The organism is Companilactobacillus versmoldensis DSM 14857 = KCTC 3814 (assembly GCF_001434295.1).
GTDB lineage: Bacteria > Bacillota > Bacilli > Lactobacillales > Lactobacillaceae > Companilactobacillus > Companilactobacillus versmoldensis.
The window spans coordinates 70,750-89,001 of the sequence record NZ_AZFA01000002.1 but is presented as its reverse complement, the minus strand read 5'-3'; the positions used below and the strand labels follow the sequence as shown (position 1 = coordinate 89,001).

The window sequence follows — 18,252 nt, the reverse complement described above, 5'->3', positions numbered from 1 at the left end:
AGATTTCAATGAACTTAGTAGAAATATCTAAAGCTATTGAACAAGGTCAGGTTTCATTAGGAATCGAATTAGTTTCAACTAATATCAAAGCTGTATTAGTAACTGAAGATTTCAAGACCATTGCTTCAGGTAATTATAACTGGGAAAACAAATATGAAAATAATATTTGGACTTATCCCATCGAACAAGTTTGGGAAGGTATTCAAACTAGTTATAGTCAAATGGCTGCTTCGGTTCAAAGCAAATATCATCAACCATTAAAAAAAATAGGTTCGATTGGTATTAGTGCCGTGATGCACGGATATCTGGCTTTTGATAAGTCAGACAAGTTATTGGTTCCCTTTAGAACTTGGAGAAATAACATCACAGCTGAATCAGCTGCAGAGTTGACTAAAGTCTTTGATTTCAATATTCCTCAAAGATGGTGTGTCGCTCATTTATATCAAGCTATTTTGAATAATGAAGATCACGTTAAAAATGTTGATTTCATCACAACTTTAGCCGGATACGTAACTTGGAAGTTATCAGGCGCTAAAGTAATAGGGATCGGCGATGCTTCAGGTGCTTTTCCAATCGATGAAAAAACTGGTGATTATTCAGAAGAAATGTTAAATAAATTTTCTGAATTAGATAACGTCAAAAAATATCCTTGGAACATCAAAGATATTTTGCCAAAAGTTGAAAAAGCTGGTGAAGTCGCTGGTAACTTGACTGCTGAAGGTGCTAAGTTGCTCGATAATACCGGTAATCTAGAAGCTGGCAGTGTAATGGCACCACCTGAAGGTGACGCTGGTACCGGCATGGTCGGAACTAACAGTGTTAGAAAACGGACTGGTAATATTTCCGTTGGTACTTCCGCCTTTTCAATGGTCGTTTTGGAAAAGCCTTTGAAATCGGTACACCGTGATATCGATATCGTGATGACACCTGATGGGTCGCCAGTCGCCATGGTCCACGTTAATAACTGCTCATCAGATATTAACGCATGGGCTAGCTTGTTCTCCGAATTTGCTACTAGATTAGGAGTCAATCTCACAGCCGATAAACTGTATGAAGCTTTGTTCCTTGAAGCAACCAAATCAGATCCTGATGCTGGCGGACTAGTCAATTACAGTTATCAATCAGGTGAGAATATTACTGATATCAAAGCTGGACGCCCACTTTTCGTTCGAACGCCAAACAGTAAATTCAATTTACCAAACTTTGTTTTGACACAACTTTATGCAGCCTTCGCACCTCTTAAAATTGGTATGGATATTTTAAGCAATGAAGAAAATATTAAGACCGATGTAATGATTGCTCAGGGTGGTTTATTCAAGACTCAGGTCATGGCCCAACAAGTATTGTCTAACGCCTTGGACCTACCGATCACAGTTATGGGCAATGCTGGTGAAGGTGGACCTTGGGGTATGGCTGTTTTAGCCCTTTATGCCAAGGATAACAATGGCCAAGCGTTAGATGACTATCTTGATCATAATGTTTTCAGTGATCCAGAGAGTATGACTTTGAGTCCAGAACCAGAGGGTGTCAAAGGTTATCAAGAGTTTACTAAGAAATATGTTGCTGGTTTACCAGTTGAAGAAGCAGCTGGTTCAGCAATTGAAGATTAAGAGGGTAGATTTATGCTAGAAAAATTAAAACAAGAAGTATACGACGCTAATATGCGTTTACCAGAATTAGATCTAGTTACCTTTACTTGGGGGGAATGTCTCCGGTATCGATCGTGATAAAGGTCTGTTTGTTATCAAACCTTCTGTGGTTGAATATGGTTCATTGAAACCAGAAGATATGGTCGTTGTAAACCTCGATGGTGAAGTTGTTGAAGGCAACATGAATCCATCAAGTGATACACCAACACATACAGTTTTATATAACAAATTTAAAGATATTGACGGGATCGTCCACACTCATTCACCATGGGCTGTTTCATTTGCTTCAGCCAATATGGATGTGCCAGCAGCAAGTACAACTCATGCTGATACATTTTATGGTGACGTACCAGTGTCAGATCCATTGACTAAAAAAGAAATTGAAGAAGCTTACGAAGAAAATACTGGAAAAGTTATCGTCAGGACTTTTAAGGAACGTGGCATCGATCCTGAAGCTGTTCCCGCTGTCTTGGTTAGTCAACATGGTCCATTTGCTTGGGGTGCTACTCCTGATAAAGCTGTATACAATGCAAAGGTTTTGGAGGTTGCTGCTGAGATCAGTTATCACGCTTTGCAATTGACACGTGATAATATCCGAGTTCCCCAGTATTTGCTAGACAAACATTATTATCGTAAACATGGTAAGAACGCCTATTATGGACAAAATAATGCTAAGTCAAAACAACATGCTCAACACGCTAAAGATGCTGAAGACTAATAAAATTTTGGAGGAGAATCAACAATGAAAAAAATACAAGATTATGAATTTTGGTTTATTACAGGAAGTCAATTCTTATATGGTCCTGAAACATTAAAATCAGTTGAAAAAGATGCTAAAGAAATCGTTGATAAATTAAACGAATCTAAGAAATTGCCATATCCTATTAAATTTAAGTTAGTTGCTACAACTGCTGAAAATATTACTAAGGTTATGAAGGAAGTTAACTACAACGACAAAGTTGCTGGTGTTATTACTTGGATGCACACATTCTCACCTGCTAAGAACTGGATTCGTGGTACTAAATTATTGCAAAAACCATTACTTCACTTAGCCACTCAAAAATTAAACTATATCCCTTACGACACGATTGACTTTGATTATATGAACTTGAATCAATCAGCTCATGGTGACCGTGAATATGGTTTCATTAATGCTCGTTTACGTAAAAATAACAAGATCATCTCTGGCTACTGGGGTGACGATGATATTCAAAAACAAATTTCTAAGTGGATGGATGTTGCTGTTGCTTACAACGAATCATTCAACATTAAAGTTGTTACCTTTGCTGGTAAGATGAGAAACGTTGCTGTTACTGATGGTGACAGAATCGAAGCTCAAATCAAATTTGGTTGGACTGTTGACTACTGGGGTGTCGCTGACTTAGTTAAAGAAGTTAAAGCCGTTTCTGAAGACGATATCAACAAGAAATACGCTGAATTGCAAAAGGACTATGACTTCAATGAAGGAGACAATGGTTCTGAGAAATTTGAAAAGAGTACTAAGTATCAAATTCGTGAATACTTTGCTATGAAGAAATTTATGGATGACCGTGGATACACTGCTTTCACAACTAACTTTGAAGATCTAGCTGGTCTTGAACAATTGCCTGGATTAGCTGTTCAATTATTGAATGCAGAAGGTTATGGATTTGCTGGTGAAGGTGACTGGAAGACAGCTGCTCTTGATCGTTTGGTTAAGATCATTTCTCATAACAAACAAACTGGATTCATGGAAGATTACACATTGGATCTACGTAAGGGTCACGAAGCTATCCTTGGTTCACATATGCTTGAAGTCGATCCAACAATTGCTTCAACTAAACCACGTGTTGAAGTACATCCACTAGACATTGGTGGTAAAGATGATCCTGCTAGATTAGTATTTACTGGTTCAGAAGGTGATGCTATCGATGTTACAATGGCTGACTTTGGTAATGAGTTCAAGATGATCTCATATGATGTTGAAGGTAACAAGCCTGAAAAAGAAACACCACATTTGCCAATTGCTAAACAACTTTGGACTCCAAAACAAGGTTGGAAGAAGGGTGCCGAACAATGGTTAACTGCTGGTGGTGGTCACCATACAGTTCTTTTATTCACAGTTGATTCAGAACAAATCAATGACCTCTGCAGAATGTTTGGTTTAACTTACGACAACCTTAATTTGAAATAGTTCCTTCTATCATTATTTATCAATAAATATCATCCTTTAAGAATATACACACACATAGTCGTACATACATATAAATATGATAGAAAAAAATCTGACAATCGATTGATTGTCAGATTTTTTAATTGTCTACACATGATGTTTTTAGACTAGGGGATGTTAGTTGTTGAAGTTTTGGTTAATTTGTTTCGTCAGTTTTTTTAGCTTTTTAGCATTATCTTCATTGGAATAAGAGACTTTTTTACCGATCAATTGAGGGTTATTCAGAACATATTTGTGTGAATTATTTTCGTATATCCAAAGATTATATTCAGGCACTGAAATAGCGAATGAGTCGCTGCCACCTAAGTGATTTTTCTTCAAGTACTTAGCGTATTCTTTATCTGTGTCACCGCTTCGATTAGAAGTGATACCAGTGATTATTTTTGAACCAATACTTGGTATAGGTGTATCAGACTTCTCAACGAAAACCTGCTTTGATTTATCATTAGTCGTGATACCACCATTGAAAATAACCTTGATCTCGTGCTTCTTCAATTTTCCATTACCACTTAAAACGTTATCTACCATGATTGTAGCCTTGGTCATTGGAGCTTGATTGTGATCGGTCATTGTTTCTAAATTAGTAACTGTACCAGAAATAACATAATCATTATTTTTCTTTAAATTAGCTAATTTAGTCGGAAAAGAAGCATAATCGGAAATGGACGATTTGTCATGAACAACCTTTAATGAACTTATCCCATTTTCCCAATTCGTTTTGTTGGTCTTGATCTCATCTTGAGTAACGTTATCCTTTGGTTGAGAGACGATCGACGACTCAGTTTGTGAACTAGCGTTTTCAGATTGAGAATTGTTGGTGCATGCAGAAATTGTAACGATTGCCAATAATAACGTAAGAATTGGTAAGGTTTTTTTCATAAAGTTTGATCAAAGTCCTTTCTAAAATTAGTTTAGCCTAAAACATCTGTTAAATTAAGTTTAGCATTTATTGCAATAATTTTCTAATAATATGCTTCTGATTTAAGTAATGGATATTCTTTTAAATCATATTTGGTATACTAATAGCATTGAAAAAAATTTAAAGGATCGTGATTTTATGGTGAATGGAAATTCTAATTGGGAGTTAATTGTCGAAATGCTGTTGGTCTTTGTTTTGACACCATATTTGACTGCAAGAGTAGTCTCCTGGGCTGGCCACATTTCCAAAAAGATGTTAGTCGAAGACTTAGGTCCCAATAGTCAATTAGCCGTCGGTGGTCTAGGTGTGGCGATCCATGAGTTGGGACATGCAGCTTTTGCTTTTTTGTTTCATCATAAGGTGACCCATGTTCAATTATTAAATTTTCATTATGCCGCAACTGGTAATTTAGGGTCAGTTGAACATTCTTGGAACCAAAAAAGCATTTATCAAAGACTTGGTAATTTTTTCATTGGTTTAGCCCCGTTTTATACATGTTCGATGGCAATTTTTTTGTTACAAAAGTTTTTGTTAGGAAACTCTTTGGAATTTACTAAGTACATCAATCAAAATAGTTCTTTAAATTTATCTGAATTTGGCAATGTTTTTAATCAAATAACAAATAGCTTTATCACTGGTTTGACCAATGCATCGTGGATCTTTATCATCATATACTTGATACTGGCAGTGATGATTGCTAGTACAGGTTATGATTTGAGTCGTGAGGATTTTCAGACAGTCAACCAAGGTATCTTATCCTGGATCGTAGTAGTGATCGTCGTTGCCGTTTTGACGTTGTTATTCAACTTTCAAGTTCCAATGACAGTGTTCATGAATGGTTTCTTTGTTTTATCGATCATATTTTTAATGCAAGCTATATTATATGTGGTTATTTCGATTTTATTGATAGGTATCTTAAGTTTCTTATAAAATTATATTGCAAGTGCAACTAAAAGGAAATATAATTTTATTGCAATTGAGAATTAGGAGGATGCTAATGACTGAAATACTACGACCTATCGGAGTGATTTTCCGGGCACTGGATTCGATTGCCAATATCGAGTTCCAAGACATTGATCTGTCAAGAAGACAATATTTGTATTTGACACGTATCTGCGAACAACCGGGAATCATTTTGGAACAGTTAGCTGACTTGGTGAAAGTCGATAAAACCACGGTCACGAGAGCTCTGCAAAAATTGGAGAAAAAAGGCTTGATCGTTCGTAAGAACTTGCCTGGGGATCGTAAGTCTAAACAAATTTTTCCAACCGAATCGGCTCAAAAAATTTATCCTCAATTGCAACGTGAGGAAGCTTACTCTAACCAGACTGCGTTAAAGGGATTGTCAGCAGATGAACAGTCTCAATTGGAAAGCCTATTAAATCGAGTTGCGGAAAACGTTGACGATGATTGGCATCAAGTAAAAAAGGGATATCAAAGGAAGTATTAAAATGAATAAAATAGAAATGGTTGCTTGTAATAAGGATGATCTACCCACGATTCAACGGATCTCACGTCAAACTTTTTACGATACCTTCAGCGAGCAAAATACTGCAGAAAACATGGATAGTTTTTTGGATACTGCATACAGTACACCGCAATTAGAAAAAGAATTGGATGACATCAATTCAAAATTTTATTTTGTTAAAGTTGATGGTGACATTGCAGGATATAGCAAAGAAAATGCCTTTGTTGATTATTTCGAGTTGGAACGGATCTACATCGATAAAGAGTATCAAAAGATCGGCTTAGGTAAGATGATCCTTGATCATGCCATTAGTTCGGCTAAATTGATGAAATTGCCAGAGATAAAGCTAGGTGTTTGGGAACATAACGATAATGCCATCGCATTTTATAAAAAAATGGGTTTTTATCACACTGGCCAGCATGTCTTCAAATTGGGCGATGATCCTCAGACAGATTTATTGATGACTAAGAAAATTCGGACTAAATAGATAAGAACGTTTTCCTCATGATATATAAAAATATTCATATAATCACTTTAAAAAAATTGTAATTTGTTGTACGCTTAGGTTCGCTCGATTTTAAATGCTTAAGATAATCTGAATGTGCAAATATTTCACATGATCCTTCTAAAATGATCAGATGATATTCTTGAAATTCATTTGATCATTTTAGAAGGATTTTTTTGTTTTCTGTCAAAAAATATTTTGACAATTTTATTTATAAATCAGTTGCTTTGGAGAATAATTCAATATTTACAACAATATTTTAATTAAACCTAAGAAAAATATTTAGTTATTGCAAACTTTAATGGTAAAAATGTGACTAAAGCTAATAGTTATCTAGCTAAGCTATTGTATAATAGCTTAGAAGGAGATGAGGGTATGCGCCAAACACCATATACTTTTCAGGACACAGATGCTTTTAAAAGTACAGAGCAATTAATTATCAAGGGACGTTTCTTCGCGACGACTGTTTCCGGTGAGTTCAATCAATTCGAACCTAAGAAACGGAATATCCATAAGATATTGAATATCAAAAACAAGCTGTTAGTTCCCGAATTGCTCGCTGTTAAACGAGAACGTATGTCAGAGTCACTGTTTGCCTTTTTAAGAGGTACAGTTGATGTTATGCATTATGATATGTCCAGAAATGAAAATAGTGGGATCAAGGTTTTAGTTGGTGGTGACGCTCACATCGGAAATTTTGGTTTTTATGGATCATCTGAAGGACAATTATTATTTGATATGAATGATTTCGATGAGGCTCATTTAGGTCATTGGGAATACGATTTGAAACGATTGCTGGTCAGTGCGCTGTTAGTTGCCAGAGACCATGGTTTTGAAGAATCAGACATTCAAGAATTCTTATTAACGGTTGTTGATACTTATTTCGATACGCTGAAACATATGACTAAAATATCTGAGATGAAACGTTTTATCCTGCCCAATACGCTTCAAAACATTACGGAGATATTTGGTAACCTACAAGATACTGAACAATATTTCCAAGATTCATTCAATAAAGTGATTGCTAAGAGTATCAAAAAGGCTCAACGCAGTAATTCAAAATTAGTAATCGAAAAATATACTGAATTGAATGAACAGGGGCAACGCCGGTTCGTTGAAAATAAACCTGTCACTCAGCATATCAACGACAAAGATTACAAGAATTTAGTCGAAGGATACAAGAGTTATAAACGTAACCAACGCAGTGATGTCAGACTGTTTTTGGAAGATTTCAATATTATTGATGTCGTCCGCCACAGTGTGGGTGTTGGTAGCGTTGGTACCTTGTGTTATCTGATTCTGTTAGAAGATCTTGATTCCAACTACTTGGTCTTGCAAGCCAAGCAAGCCTTACCGATTTACAATAATGATGAGTTGTATTCCGATAAGAATGTCAGTCAAGGACAAAATATCGTTGATAGTCAATTGATTTTACAAAGCGCCTCTGATCCATTCTTAGGGGCCTTTGATACCAAGAAATATAGTTTTTACATGCGTCAATTCAAGGATATGAAATCATCCATTAAACTTGATAAATTGGATTTTGAATCATTCAAAGATTACGTCAAAGTTTGTGTCATATTACTGGCAAGAGCACATTCACATTCACCGAACTATCCATTAATTATCGGCTTTGGGGAAGAGTATGCTGATATAGCTAATTCGTTAATGAATTTCACCAATAATTATGTTAAGCAAGTAGAGTATGATTTTGAGTCTTTCGAAAAGGAATTAAGAAATGAAAAGTAAATATTATAATAGGGATTTAAGTTGGTTGTTGTTTGATAATCGTGTTATCGATCAAGCATATAATCAGAAAGTGCCAATTTTAGAAAAATTGCGTTTTTTGGCGATTGCATCTAATAATTTAGATGAGTTTTTTAGCGTCAGAATGCACAATATTCATAGCATGATCGGTAGTAAAAAGGTGGAAAAAAGAACTGGCCTGACCGGGAATGAAGTCTTGGAACTTGTCTACGAATTTAACATTCGTAATATGACAAAACAATATGAAGCTTTTTCACTTTTAATGGAGTCATGCAAGGATAGAAATATTTTTCAATTACTGAAGTATCGTGAATTGAGTGACTTCGAGAAGCAAAACGTCAAAGATTATTATCACAGCAATATTGCTGATGAATTAGTCGTCAAGACATTTACGACGGAACATAAATTCCGTCACAATCTCAACATCTTGATGCAATCACAAGGCTACACTTATACAATTGCGATTCCCAATGATTTGGGACGCTTGATACCTACCGGTGTAGAGGATCATTATGTCTTGATTGAAGATTTGATCTTGCACGTGGCTGATGAAATATTCCAAAAATATGATATTTTGAAGTCTTATATTTTCCGAGTCACCTATGATAAGAATAAAAAGTATGACTTTCTTGATGAAAAGTTGACTGATAAACAATATCTGACCAAAATGACACAGTATTTAAATGAACGTGATCTAAGAAAAATTACTCGAATCGAATTTGCGGCTGATGGTAGCCGGGGACGGAGTTATTTTGCTCAATTATTTGGGATCAGTAAGAAGAGTGTCTATAAGATTCCTGGTCCGGTCGACTTAAAGTTATTGAATGGTTTCTTCAAACTATATAAATCGCAGAAGAATCTGGTTTTTGCACCATTCACTGCTAATAAGTGGAACGAGTCTAAGAATATCCTTAGATATCTTGATAAATCACCACTATTTTTGAAGTATCCGTATGACTCCTTTAGTGTCTTCTTAAACTATTTGGAGACCGCAGTGGATGACCCTAAAACTACTGCCATCAGTATTACGATTTATCGGACGGAAAAAAATTCTCAGCTAGTAAAACTTTTGCAAAGAGCTGCCAAAAAAGGTATCAAAGTTACTGCCTTAGTTGAATTAAGAGCTCGTTTCGATGAGGAACATAATTTATTGGTTTCTGAATTATTGAGTTCGTCTGGCGTTAAAGTTTTATATGGCGATAGAGTAAACAAGGTTCATTCGAAAGTTTGCTTAGTTCAACAAGGCAACGATGGCGATGGCTATGTTCAAATCGGTACTGGTAATTATAATGCGGTTACTTCAAATGTCTTTTCTGACGTCAGTTATTTCACCAGCAACAAGGCATACGTGGTCGACGCTATCAAGTTCTTTGAACGTTTGTCTGATCATCAAGAAGTCGACTATGACTTGTTGGTGACTTCACCGAACCAAATGAAACCAATGATCTTGAACAACATCAAACGAGCTACGAAAGATTATTTACGGACAGGTAAGGGCAGCGTCTTTATGAAAGTTAACGGCTTGACTGATATCGACGTTATTAATGCCATCTATAGTGCGGCTCGCTTGGGTCTACCATTTAGATTGATTGTCCGTGGTCCTTGTTCATTGAAACTTGGCCTATGTGGTGCTAAAGAAGATATCGTCGTTCAAAGTATCGTTGGTGAACTATTAGAGCACAGTCGGATCTTTAATTTCAATTATGGAGATCAGGAACAAGAGGTTTGGATCTCTTCAGCAGATATGATGACTCGTAACTTAGATCGTCGTGTCGAAGTGGCCGTACCAGTCGTTGAAGAAAAGCCTAAGAAGAAATTACTTAAAATGATCAAAATGTATTTGAAAGATACTGAAAATTCATATTTTTTGAATGCTAATGGGGAATATTTCAAGAAACATAAGATCTTTGGTATCTCGACTCAACAAACTTGGTTGAAACGTCTAAAATGGCGTAAATACGTTAATTAAAATGGATTGTTTGTAAAAAATGCGTAAGTTACGTGCATTAACGAAAAGCGGTTATTTTTCCTGAATTGGAAAAATAACCGCTTTTTTAATATTCATTTCAAAGAACTGATTGCAAAAATTCTTCACATATAATATGAAAAGATAAAATACTTTCAAATAAGTTTATAATTAAATTTGTAATATGAGGGGGAAATGCAATGAAACAAGTTAAAATCGGTAATACAAATTGGCAAACCTCTGCAGTTGCCTTAGGTGTGATGCGGATGGGTACGATTGAACCAAAACAGGCCGCTGATGCTATCGATACAGCCTATGAAAATGGTATCAATTTCATTGATTCAGCAGACATTTATGGCCGAGGGAAATCTGAAAAACACTTTGCTGAAGGTTTAAAACTTTCTGGTGTCAATCGGGATCAGTTGTATATCCAATCAAAAGGTGGCATCGTACCAGATAAACGTTATGATTTTTCCAAGAAACATCTGATCGAATCAGTCGACGGTATCCTTTCAAGGATGAAAATCGATTATTTAGATTCATTCTTGCTTCATCGACCAGATCCATTGATGGAACCAGAAGAGGTCAAGGCTGCCTTTGATGAGCTGCAAACTGCAGGAAAAGTTCGTCATTTTGGGGTCTCCAACTTTAATCCCCAACAATTTGCATTCTTGCAAGAAAATCTTGATCAAAAGCTGTTGATCAACCAGCTACAATTCAGTCTCGAACATACCAATATGATCGATTTTGGAATGCATACTAATATGACTGATACTGGGTCGATTGATCACGACGGTGGTCTAATTGAATACTCAAGACGTCAGCAAACTACTATCCAAACTTGGTCACCATTTCAATATGGTACTTTTGAAGGTACATTTATCGATAACGATAAATTTCCTGAATTGAATCAAAAATTGGCCGAGCTAGCTGATAAATACCATGTCAGCAAAAACGGAATTGCTGTGGCTTGGATCTTGCGTCATCCAGCTAACATGCAAGTTTTGATTGGGACAATGAATCCTAAACACATTGCTGACAGCGCTCAAGGAGCAGATGTTAGCTTAACAAAGCAAGAGTGGTATGACTTGTACTTGGCAGCTGGTAATACATTGCCATAAAAATCAATTTTTAAAATAAAAAAGCTGATTCATTTGTGATTTTCCGAAAAATCACAAATGAATCAGCCTTTATTTTTGGAACATTGATCAGTTTTTATTTTTTAATCCATTTCGCAACGATTCAGCACCTTCACTAGCGATAAAGTAAACTAGAACTAAGGCTGCAACTGAATCGATCCACCACAAATTAAATAATGCAGTGACGATGACTCCGACTAGTACGGTAGCGGCCATGTAAGCACAAGTGATATTGCACATACCGTCTTCGATCAAAGCATCGGAATTGATGCTTTTTCCTAAATGACGTTTCTTGATAGTCAAAAATGGCATCAGTACAACTGAGGCAATTGCTATCATGATCCCTGATAAGCTAGCATCAGCTTCTTGATGATTAAGCAAATTGAAAAGTGATACAAAGACCACATAGGCTGATAAGAGCAATAAAACCGAACCAACTATAGTAGAAGAGATTTTTTCTGCATGGGCAATCTCCTTTTCTGAAGCATTGTGAGATTCTTTTTTTAAGCGCCAGATCAAGGTGCTTCCAGAAATGATTTCTAGAAAACTGTCCATCCCAAAGGCAATCAATAAAATAGAACCCGCAGTAATACCCGAATACAGTCCAACTGCAAATTCAAAAGCCATCCAGGCTGTTGAAAAGTATTCGATCTGTAAACTTTTTTTAATCAAGCTAGTGTCATTCACCATGTTTCTTCCCCCTAAGAACGTGATCAGCATGTTCGAGCGTTTCGTTGATTACATCAAGTATATGGGGGTCACTCAGCCGATAATAGTTAGACTTACCGATACGCCGGACACTGACTAATTGATATTGACGTAATGAAGCTAGTTGATGTGAGACGCTGGACTGTTCTAGATTTAAAATCGAGACTAAGTCGCTGACATTTAGTTCTTTTTGTTCTAGAATGTTTAACATCTGCAATCTAGTCGGGTTGCTTAGAAGTTTCATGATTTTTTGAACTTCCGACAATAAGTCAGGCTTGATAAGATTAATATCTGACATGGTGCTCCTCCTTATATGATGATGTTTTTCATATGAAAATAATAACATGTGTACTGAGAAAGTAAACCAAAATAATAAACTTTTAGAAAAGAGTGTAGGGAATGAACGATTTAATCACAAATATGCAAAAACATGTTTCAGTACGACAATTTAAGGATCAACCACTTTCGGCTGATATGAAACAACAATTGATGACAGCTGCACAAAGCGGTTCTTCGTCTAATTTTGTTCAAGCTTTTTCGGTCATTGAAATCAGTAACAAGACAATCAAAGATGAGTTGGCGGAAATATCTAATAGTGCACCATATGTTAAAAAAAGCGGAGTATTCTACGTTTTTGTAGCGGATCTTTATCGTCAATCGAAGATGTTGAAAGACGCCAAAAAATCAACTGATGGTCTAAAAAACATGGAAGAACTATTAGTTGCTAGTGTCGATACGACGATTGCGGCAGAAGATATGGCGGTTGCAGCTGAGTCTTTAGGTTTAGGTATTTGTTATATCGGTGGGATCAGGAACGATATCCGTCGCGTGGCGGAGTTATTACATTTACCAAGATTCACTTTCCCATTGTTTGGGATGACGATTGGTTTTCCAGAAAATAAAAATCAAGTGAAACCTCGTTTACCTAAGTCTAATCAATTTTCAGTCGATACTTATGATATCAGCAGTTTTACTGATTTGACTGATTATGATCAACAGATCCACAACTATTACTTAAATCGTGGTAGTAATAATCAATCGACGGATTGGACAGAGAAGAATGTTGATTTCTTTAAAGAAATCAGACGTGACGACATTGGGTCATTTTTGAAGGATCAAGGATTCTCTCTTAATTAGACAAAAAATTTAATTCTTTATAAAATTAATTATGAAAGATAGTGATAAATATTTTTTTCACTATCTTTTTATTTTGTAATCGAATTCATTGATACATTTTTAAGAAATACATATATAATGGGGACATGACTTTTTTTAGAATTTGAATGTGGGGAAGATTATGAGTAAAAGAATTGATTATGCAATTTGGAGTATTTGTACCATATTTTTGATTTTGGCAATTGTCGTTGTAGCTTTATTCAATGGCAAAAATGGCCAAGTGAATTATAAGACTTACACTGTTTCGTCTCGCGAGGAAACTTATTACAGTGGAGTCGTAGCTCCAAACCAGAAACAAAGTGTCAGTGACAAACCATTACAAGGTGAAACTTTAACTTCAACACCAATGAAGAATGGTGAAAAGGTCACAAAAGGTCAAACGTTATTTACGTTTAACAAAGATATGTCAACACAGATCAGTAGTGTCAATGCTGAAATTCAGCAATTGCAATCAACTAATGCTTCATTACAAAGTGCTAGTTCAGTGAACGATACAAGTTCTACATCATCTGTAACCGGAGATTCTTCAGATAGTTCAACCATCGGTGCCTTTGTTGGTGATGATTCAACTAGTTCAGATACAAGTACACCAACAACTAGTTCAGCAACTGATAATTCAGCTGAAATTGTTCAGAACAATGCACAGATCACAAGTGACCAAAATAAATTAGCTGAGTTGAACCAAGAAGCCAATCGAACAGTTACTGCTCCGATTGCTGGTACCTTGATCAAGGAAACCAATGGTTCATATTACGTTTATGGCAAACCAGAAGTTCTCGGAAATATTAATGAATATGCTTTAACAAGTATCCACAATAATGATGACGTTCAGGTCTACAAGAACAATGGTAAAAAGATGTATGGAACTATTACTGGCATCGATAAAGCACCATACAATTCATCATCATCAGTCTCGTATTATCATTTTGAAGTTACTGCAGATCAAAACTTAACATATGGTATGCATGTCCAGATCAAGACAAGTTCTAAGGGTTATAAGATCCCAAGTGATGCTGTTCATGACGATGACTATGTCTACGTCTTAAAGAATGGTAAGAAGAAGAAAACTTATTTGAACTTGAATAAAAATGGTGACTTCTATTACACACATTCTGGTCTTAAAGCTGGACAGAAGTTAGTTTTAGATTAGAGCGGGGTGAAAATTGATGTTGCGAGTTAAAAAAGTTTCTAAAGTATATAATCGTAAATTCAAAGCCTTGTCCGATATCGATCTTGATGTAAATGATGGTGAATTTTTAGCTATTATGGGACCCTCTGGCTCTGGAAAGTCTACCTTGATCAATATTTTAGGATTGTTGGACAATGATTACACAGGTGATTATTACCTTGATAATCAAGAGTACAAGGATAGCGACGATGTTTCGATGTCGCATATCCGTGGCGATAAAATCGGCTTTGTTTTTCAAAATTTTAAGTTATTAAGTAATTACACAGTTTTTGAAAATATTGAGATACCTTTGATTTATAGCAAAACGCAGACAATCACGGATCGTCAAACAGTTATAAATGAAGTTATCGAGCAAGTCGGCCTACAAGGTAAGGAAAATAATTTGCCAAGTGAGTTATCTGGTGGTCAGCAACAAAGAGTGGCGATAGCACGAGCTATTGTCAATAATCCACAGATCATCATTGCTGACGAACCTACTGGTGCACTGGATTCAAAAACAGGGCATGAGATCATGGATCTATTTAGACATTTAAATGAAACATTCAATACAACAATAATAATGGTCACACATGATAAAGAAGTTGCAGATTTCGCTATGCGGACAGTTTATATCCGTGATGGCAAGCTTTATCAGGACCAACAAAGTGTGGTGGATAAATAATGGAAAATTTAACTATCGCATTGCGTTCGATTAAGAAAAATAAGAATCGTAATTTACTGACTATGTTAGGTATCATCATTGGTATTGCCAGTGTGATTTGCATTTTGGCTGTTGGCGATGGCTTCACACAAAGTATTACCAAAGAATTGGGTCAAGGTAACACCTCAAATAAAGTTACTTTGGATTATCAGGCTAACTCGGCTGACTCTGCAGATTCGTCTGGATTCACTTCAGGGGATGCGGCCTTATTATCAGATGTCAAAGGTGTCAATGACGTCAAATTAAGTAACTATGACAGTACTGTTTTCACCAATGTTAGTTCTCAAGGTAATAAAATGAAAACTTACATTGGCGCTATTGGAAAGAAGAGCGATGTCAATCGGACACAACGTTCATCATTATTGATTGATGACAATTCTTACAATGTCTTGATCTCCAATCGTTTGAAGCAAAAGCTGTTCGGTAACGATAGTGCCAATGGAAAGACCATTCAAATCGGTACTGATGTTTTCGTTATCCGCGGAACCTTCTCTACAGATGAATACTCGACGAATGTCTATATGCCTAAGAAGACCTTCAATCATATTTTTGCTGGTAAATCTGGGAAGAATCAAGCTAAATTGACCGTTGAAAGTGGTCAGAGCAAAAAAGCCGTCGGCCAAAGAGCATTGAAGAAAATCAAAGCTAGCGGTGAATATAAGCATGAAGGTAAATACAGTATCGAAGATCCAACCAAAGCGATGAAGTCGTTCCAAAAAGTCTTGAATAGTGTGACTTATTTTGTGGCGTTAGTAGCAGGTATTTCGTTGCTGATTGCCGGTATCGGCGTCATGAACGTGATGTATATTTCAGTTTCAGAACGTCGTGGTGAAATTGGTATCCGCCGTGCCTTCGGTGCAACTGGGAAGAATATTCGTAACCAATTTCTAACTGAAAGTATCGTACTTTGCGTTATCGGTGGTATTTTAGGGATCATCATTGGCTACTTACTAGTCTTATTGATAAATGCCTTCTTGCCGTTTAAAGCGGTCATCACCATTTATTCGATTTTGATTTCATTATTAGTTTCATGTGCAGTCGGTTTATTGTTTGGATTTATTCCAGCAAATAAGGCTGCTAAATCTTCGTTAGTCGGTTTATTAAAAGAGGAGTAATTACACATGGGAATATTATATAAAGTTAAGCGTAGTTCAATCATCGGCTTGATTTTGATTGCTGCTATCAGTTTGTTTGCCGAAGTTTATTGTAAGTTTGTGCTAATGGATCAGTTCTCACAAACTAATAAAGCCTTAGTTGTTTTATTGGCAATCATTGCAATGGTAGTAGTTTTGGCAATCGTTTATGCCATTTACTTACTGATTTTAAAGAAAGAATCAGTTGAGTATCGGTCCATTTTATTAGTCAATGTTGCAGTCACATTTGCTATCGGGGGAGTTTTACAGACCATAGTTATGTTATCGACTCAAGCAAATACTAATATTCTGGCTAATATCTTGATTGGAGTTATCCAATTCGGGTTGTTGGCTTGGATCAATTGGACATCATTAGCAGTTTCTCGACAAGCTAAGATCAACATCAGTATTTGGACTTTGATCATGTTCATCATTTCATTATTTTAAAAAAAACACAAATAAACGAGTATTCCAAGATTATCCTTGGCTTACTCGTTTTTTGTTTACTATTTTTGGTAATTCAATCAATTGCATTTTACTAAACGTCATGGTCATAATGGGGCTAAAAATAGTTATACTTTTATGACTGATTATTTGTATAATATTAGCAAGGGGGATAGAACATGAAGATATATTTTGCTGCCTCTATTCGTGGTGGAAGAGATGAAGCCAAAGTTTATAAGAAAATAGTTAAATATTTAAAAAAAGATAATGACGTATTAACAGAACATTTAGCTGATCAAAATCTGACTGCAGATGGTCAAACAGAATTGACTGATAAGGATATTCGAGATCGTGATGTTGAATGGATGTCACAGGCAGATATCGTCATTGCGGATACAACTAATCCCAGTTTAGGTGTCGGCTATGAATTGGCCTATGCTGAACGTCTTCAAAAACCTGTGATTATTTTACATAATCGTGATAAAAGCAAGTTATCAGCGATGATCAATGGAACTGATTATTTCTTTGACGTTAATTACTATGAGAATTACCATGATGCAATTCAAATATTGGAAGAAAAGTTATCTGGTAAACAATATTAAAATAATTGTATTTAAAGCTTGCTCTAAAACGCGTTTCATACCATACACTGAATTTGTAAGGAAATAATAACAAAGGAAAGTGATTGATATGTTCGCTTATGTACAAATAATTAATGCTGAAAAGAAGCGTTTTAATGGCTTTGCTAGTTTTGAATTTATTAATGGGAGCCTTACCTTGGCTTTCATGCGTGGTTTCAAAAAGACCTTGAGGATATCTATTCCGATCAATGAAGTTACCAATTTATCAGAGAATACAGAATTTGGGAGTCGAATCAGTTTTGATTACGACAACAGTCACTTTGTTTTTCTTGATAGTGGCTTTGGCGAATCACAATTCTTGAAAGAAAACATTATTCAGGCTACCCAAAAGTAATCGAATACCACTCTTGAAAGTGATACACTTATTTGAATAAGAGGGGTGATATTATGAACGCAAAATGTTTTTCATGGATAGATTACTTCAAAGATTACTTTGAAAACAACGTCTTAAAAATCATTATGAGTATCACAGTGGCAATGGTCTTTGTAATCGCAAATAGCCAACTGCTGATCTATGCAAGTATTTATGGAACTTGGCTACTAGCTTTTATGACATTATTTGTTTTTGGCTATATGCTCGCTTATGGTGTCTTGTCACTCTTATTTAGAATAATCGATAAATAATTTTTACCGATC

Annotated in this window: 19 protein-coding genes and 1 pseudogene; 17 read left to right on the top strand and 3 right to left on the bottom strand. The window is 35.8% G+C overall.

Translation table 11 applies throughout. The features are described 5' to 3' along the window. Positions 1-8: 8 nt before the first annotated feature. From FC27_RS01720 to araA, 3 genes and pseudogenes are all read left to right on the top strand, one after another. Positions 9-1,610 carry a xylulokinase gene (locus tag FC27_RS01720; RefSeq protein ID WP_010624010.1) on the top strand — a complete coding sequence of 534 codons (1,602 nt, stop codon included), beginning with the start codon at positions 9-11 and terminating at the stop codon, positions 1,608-1,610. Between the two features lie 12 nt (positions 1,611-1,622). Next, positions 1,623-2,367, top strand: a pseudogene (locus tag FC27_RS01715) (L-ribulose-5-phosphate 4-epimerase). A gap of 24 nt (positions 2,368-2,391) precedes the next feature. Continuing rightward, positions 2,392-3,822, top strand: a complete 1,431-nt coding sequence (gene araA, locus FC27_RS01710) for an L-arabinose isomerase (RefSeq protein ID WP_010624009.1) — start codon at positions 2,392-2,394, stop codon at positions 3,820-3,822. 156 nt (positions 3,823-3,978) lie between these two features. Here the strand turns inward: araA and FC27_RS01705 are convergent, their stop codons facing one another. Beyond that, positions 3,979-4,740 (bottom strand): hypothetical protein, encoded by a 762-nt coding sequence (locus FC27_RS01705; protein WP_010624008.1) that lies wholly within the window; start codon positions 4,738-4,740, stop codon positions 3,979-3,981. A gap of 178 nt (positions 4,741-4,918) precedes the next feature. Here FC27_RS01705 and FC27_RS01700 point away from each other — a divergent pair, with 178 nt between their 5' ends. From FC27_RS01700 to FC27_RS01675, 6 genes are all read left to right on the top strand, one after another. Then, a complete protein-coding gene (locus FC27_RS01700) occupies positions 4,919-5,710 on the top strand; it encodes a hypothetical protein (RefSeq protein WP_010624007.1) in 792 nt (263 codons plus the stop codon). A 67-nt stretch (positions 5,711-5,777) separates the two neighbouring features. Beyond that, on the top strand, positions 5,778-6,230 hold the full coding sequence (locus FC27_RS01695; protein WP_010624006.1) for a MarR family winged helix-turn-helix transcriptional regulator: 453 nt from the start codon (positions 5,778-5,780) through the stop codon (positions 6,228-6,230). Position 6,231: 1 nt separating this feature from the next. After that, a complete protein-coding gene (locus tag FC27_RS01690; RefSeq protein ID WP_010624005.1) occupies positions 6,232-6,735 on the top strand; it encodes a GNAT family N-acetyltransferase in 504 nt (167 codons plus the stop codon). A gap of 393 nt (positions 6,736-7,128) precedes the next feature. Further along, positions 7,129-8,502 (top strand): DUF2252 domain-containing protein, encoded by a 1,374-nt coding sequence (locus FC27_RS01685; RefSeq protein WP_010624004.1) that lies wholly within the window; start codon positions 7,129-7,131, stop codon positions 8,500-8,502. Further along, positions 8,492-10,489, top strand: coding sequence for a polyphosphate kinase 1 (ppk1, locus tag FC27_RS01680; RefSeq protein WP_010624003.1), 1,998 nt, complete (start codon positions 8,492-8,494; stop codon positions 10,487-10,489). The genes FC27_RS01685 and ppk1 overlap by 11 nt, the downstream gene beginning before the upstream one ends. Before the next feature lie 197 nt (positions 10,490-10,686). After that, positions 10,687-11,607, top strand: a complete 921-nt coding sequence (locus FC27_RS01675; RefSeq protein ID WP_010624002.1) for an aldo/keto reductase — start codon at positions 10,687-10,689, stop codon at positions 11,605-11,607. An 87-nt stretch (positions 11,608-11,694) separates the two neighbouring features. Here FC27_RS01675 and FC27_RS01670 read toward each other — a convergent pair whose 3' ends face one another. Together FC27_RS01670 and FC27_RS01665 are read right to left on the bottom strand one after the other, a co-directional pair. Continuing rightward, a complete protein-coding gene (locus FC27_RS01670; protein WP_010624001.1) occupies positions 11,695-12,315 on the bottom strand; it encodes a cation efflux transmembrane domain-containing protein in 621 nt (206 codons plus the stop codon). Next, positions 12,305-12,631 (bottom strand): ArsR/SmtB family transcription factor, encoded by a 327-nt coding sequence (locus tag FC27_RS01665; RefSeq protein ID WP_010624000.1) that lies wholly within the window; start codon positions 12,629-12,631, stop codon positions 12,305-12,307. Before FC27_RS01665 ends, FC27_RS01670 begins: the two co-directional genes overlap by 11 nt. A gap of 101 nt (positions 12,632-12,732) precedes the next feature. Here FC27_RS01665 and FC27_RS01660 point away from each other — a divergent pair, with 101 nt between their 5' ends. From FC27_RS01660 to FC27_RS01625, 8 genes are all read left to right on the top strand, one after another. Beyond that, positions 12,733-13,470: an NADPH-dependent oxidoreductase gene (locus FC27_RS01660; RefSeq protein WP_010623999.1), complete on the top strand. Its 738-nt coding sequence runs from the start codon at positions 12,733-12,735 to the stop codon at positions 13,468-13,470. A 160-nt stretch (positions 13,471-13,630) separates the two neighbouring features. Then, positions 13,631-14,659, top strand: a complete 1,029-nt coding sequence (locus FC27_RS01655; RefSeq protein ID WP_010623998.1) for an efflux RND transporter periplasmic adaptor subunit — start codon at positions 13,631-13,633, stop codon at positions 14,657-14,659. Between the two features lie 16 nt (positions 14,660-14,675). After that, positions 14,676-15,359 (top strand): ABC transporter ATP-binding protein, encoded by a 684-nt coding sequence (locus tag FC27_RS01650; protein ID WP_010623997.1) that lies wholly within the window; start codon positions 14,676-14,678, stop codon positions 15,357-15,359. Further along, positions 15,359-16,513: an ABC transporter permease gene (locus FC27_RS01645; RefSeq protein ID WP_010623996.1), complete on the top strand. Its 1,155-nt coding sequence runs from the start codon at positions 15,359-15,361 to the stop codon at positions 16,511-16,513. Before FC27_RS01650 ends, FC27_RS01645 begins: the two co-directional genes overlap by 1 nt. A 6-nt stretch (positions 16,514-16,519) precedes the next feature. Then, positions 16,520-16,978: a hypothetical protein gene (locus tag FC27_RS01640; protein WP_010623995.1), complete on the top strand. Its 459-nt coding sequence runs from the start codon at positions 16,520-16,522 to the stop codon at positions 16,976-16,978. Between the two features lie 176 nt (positions 16,979-17,154). Beyond that, on the top strand, positions 17,155-17,577 hold the full coding sequence (locus tag FC27_RS01635) for a nucleoside 2-deoxyribosyltransferase (RefSeq protein WP_010623994.1): 423 nt from the start codon (positions 17,155-17,157) through the stop codon (positions 17,575-17,577). An 88-nt stretch (positions 17,578-17,665) separates the two neighbouring features. Continuing rightward, positions 17,666-17,950, top strand: a complete 285-nt coding sequence (locus FC27_RS01630) for a hypothetical protein (RefSeq protein WP_010623993.1) — start codon at positions 17,666-17,668, stop codon at positions 17,948-17,950. Positions 17,951-18,003: 53 nt separating this feature from the next. Further along, positions 18,004-18,240 carry a hypothetical protein gene (locus tag FC27_RS01625; protein WP_010623992.1) on the top strand — a complete coding sequence of 79 codons (237 nt, stop codon included), beginning with the start codon at positions 18,004-18,006 and terminating at the stop codon, positions 18,238-18,240. Positions 18,241-18,252: the final 12 nt, after the last annotated feature.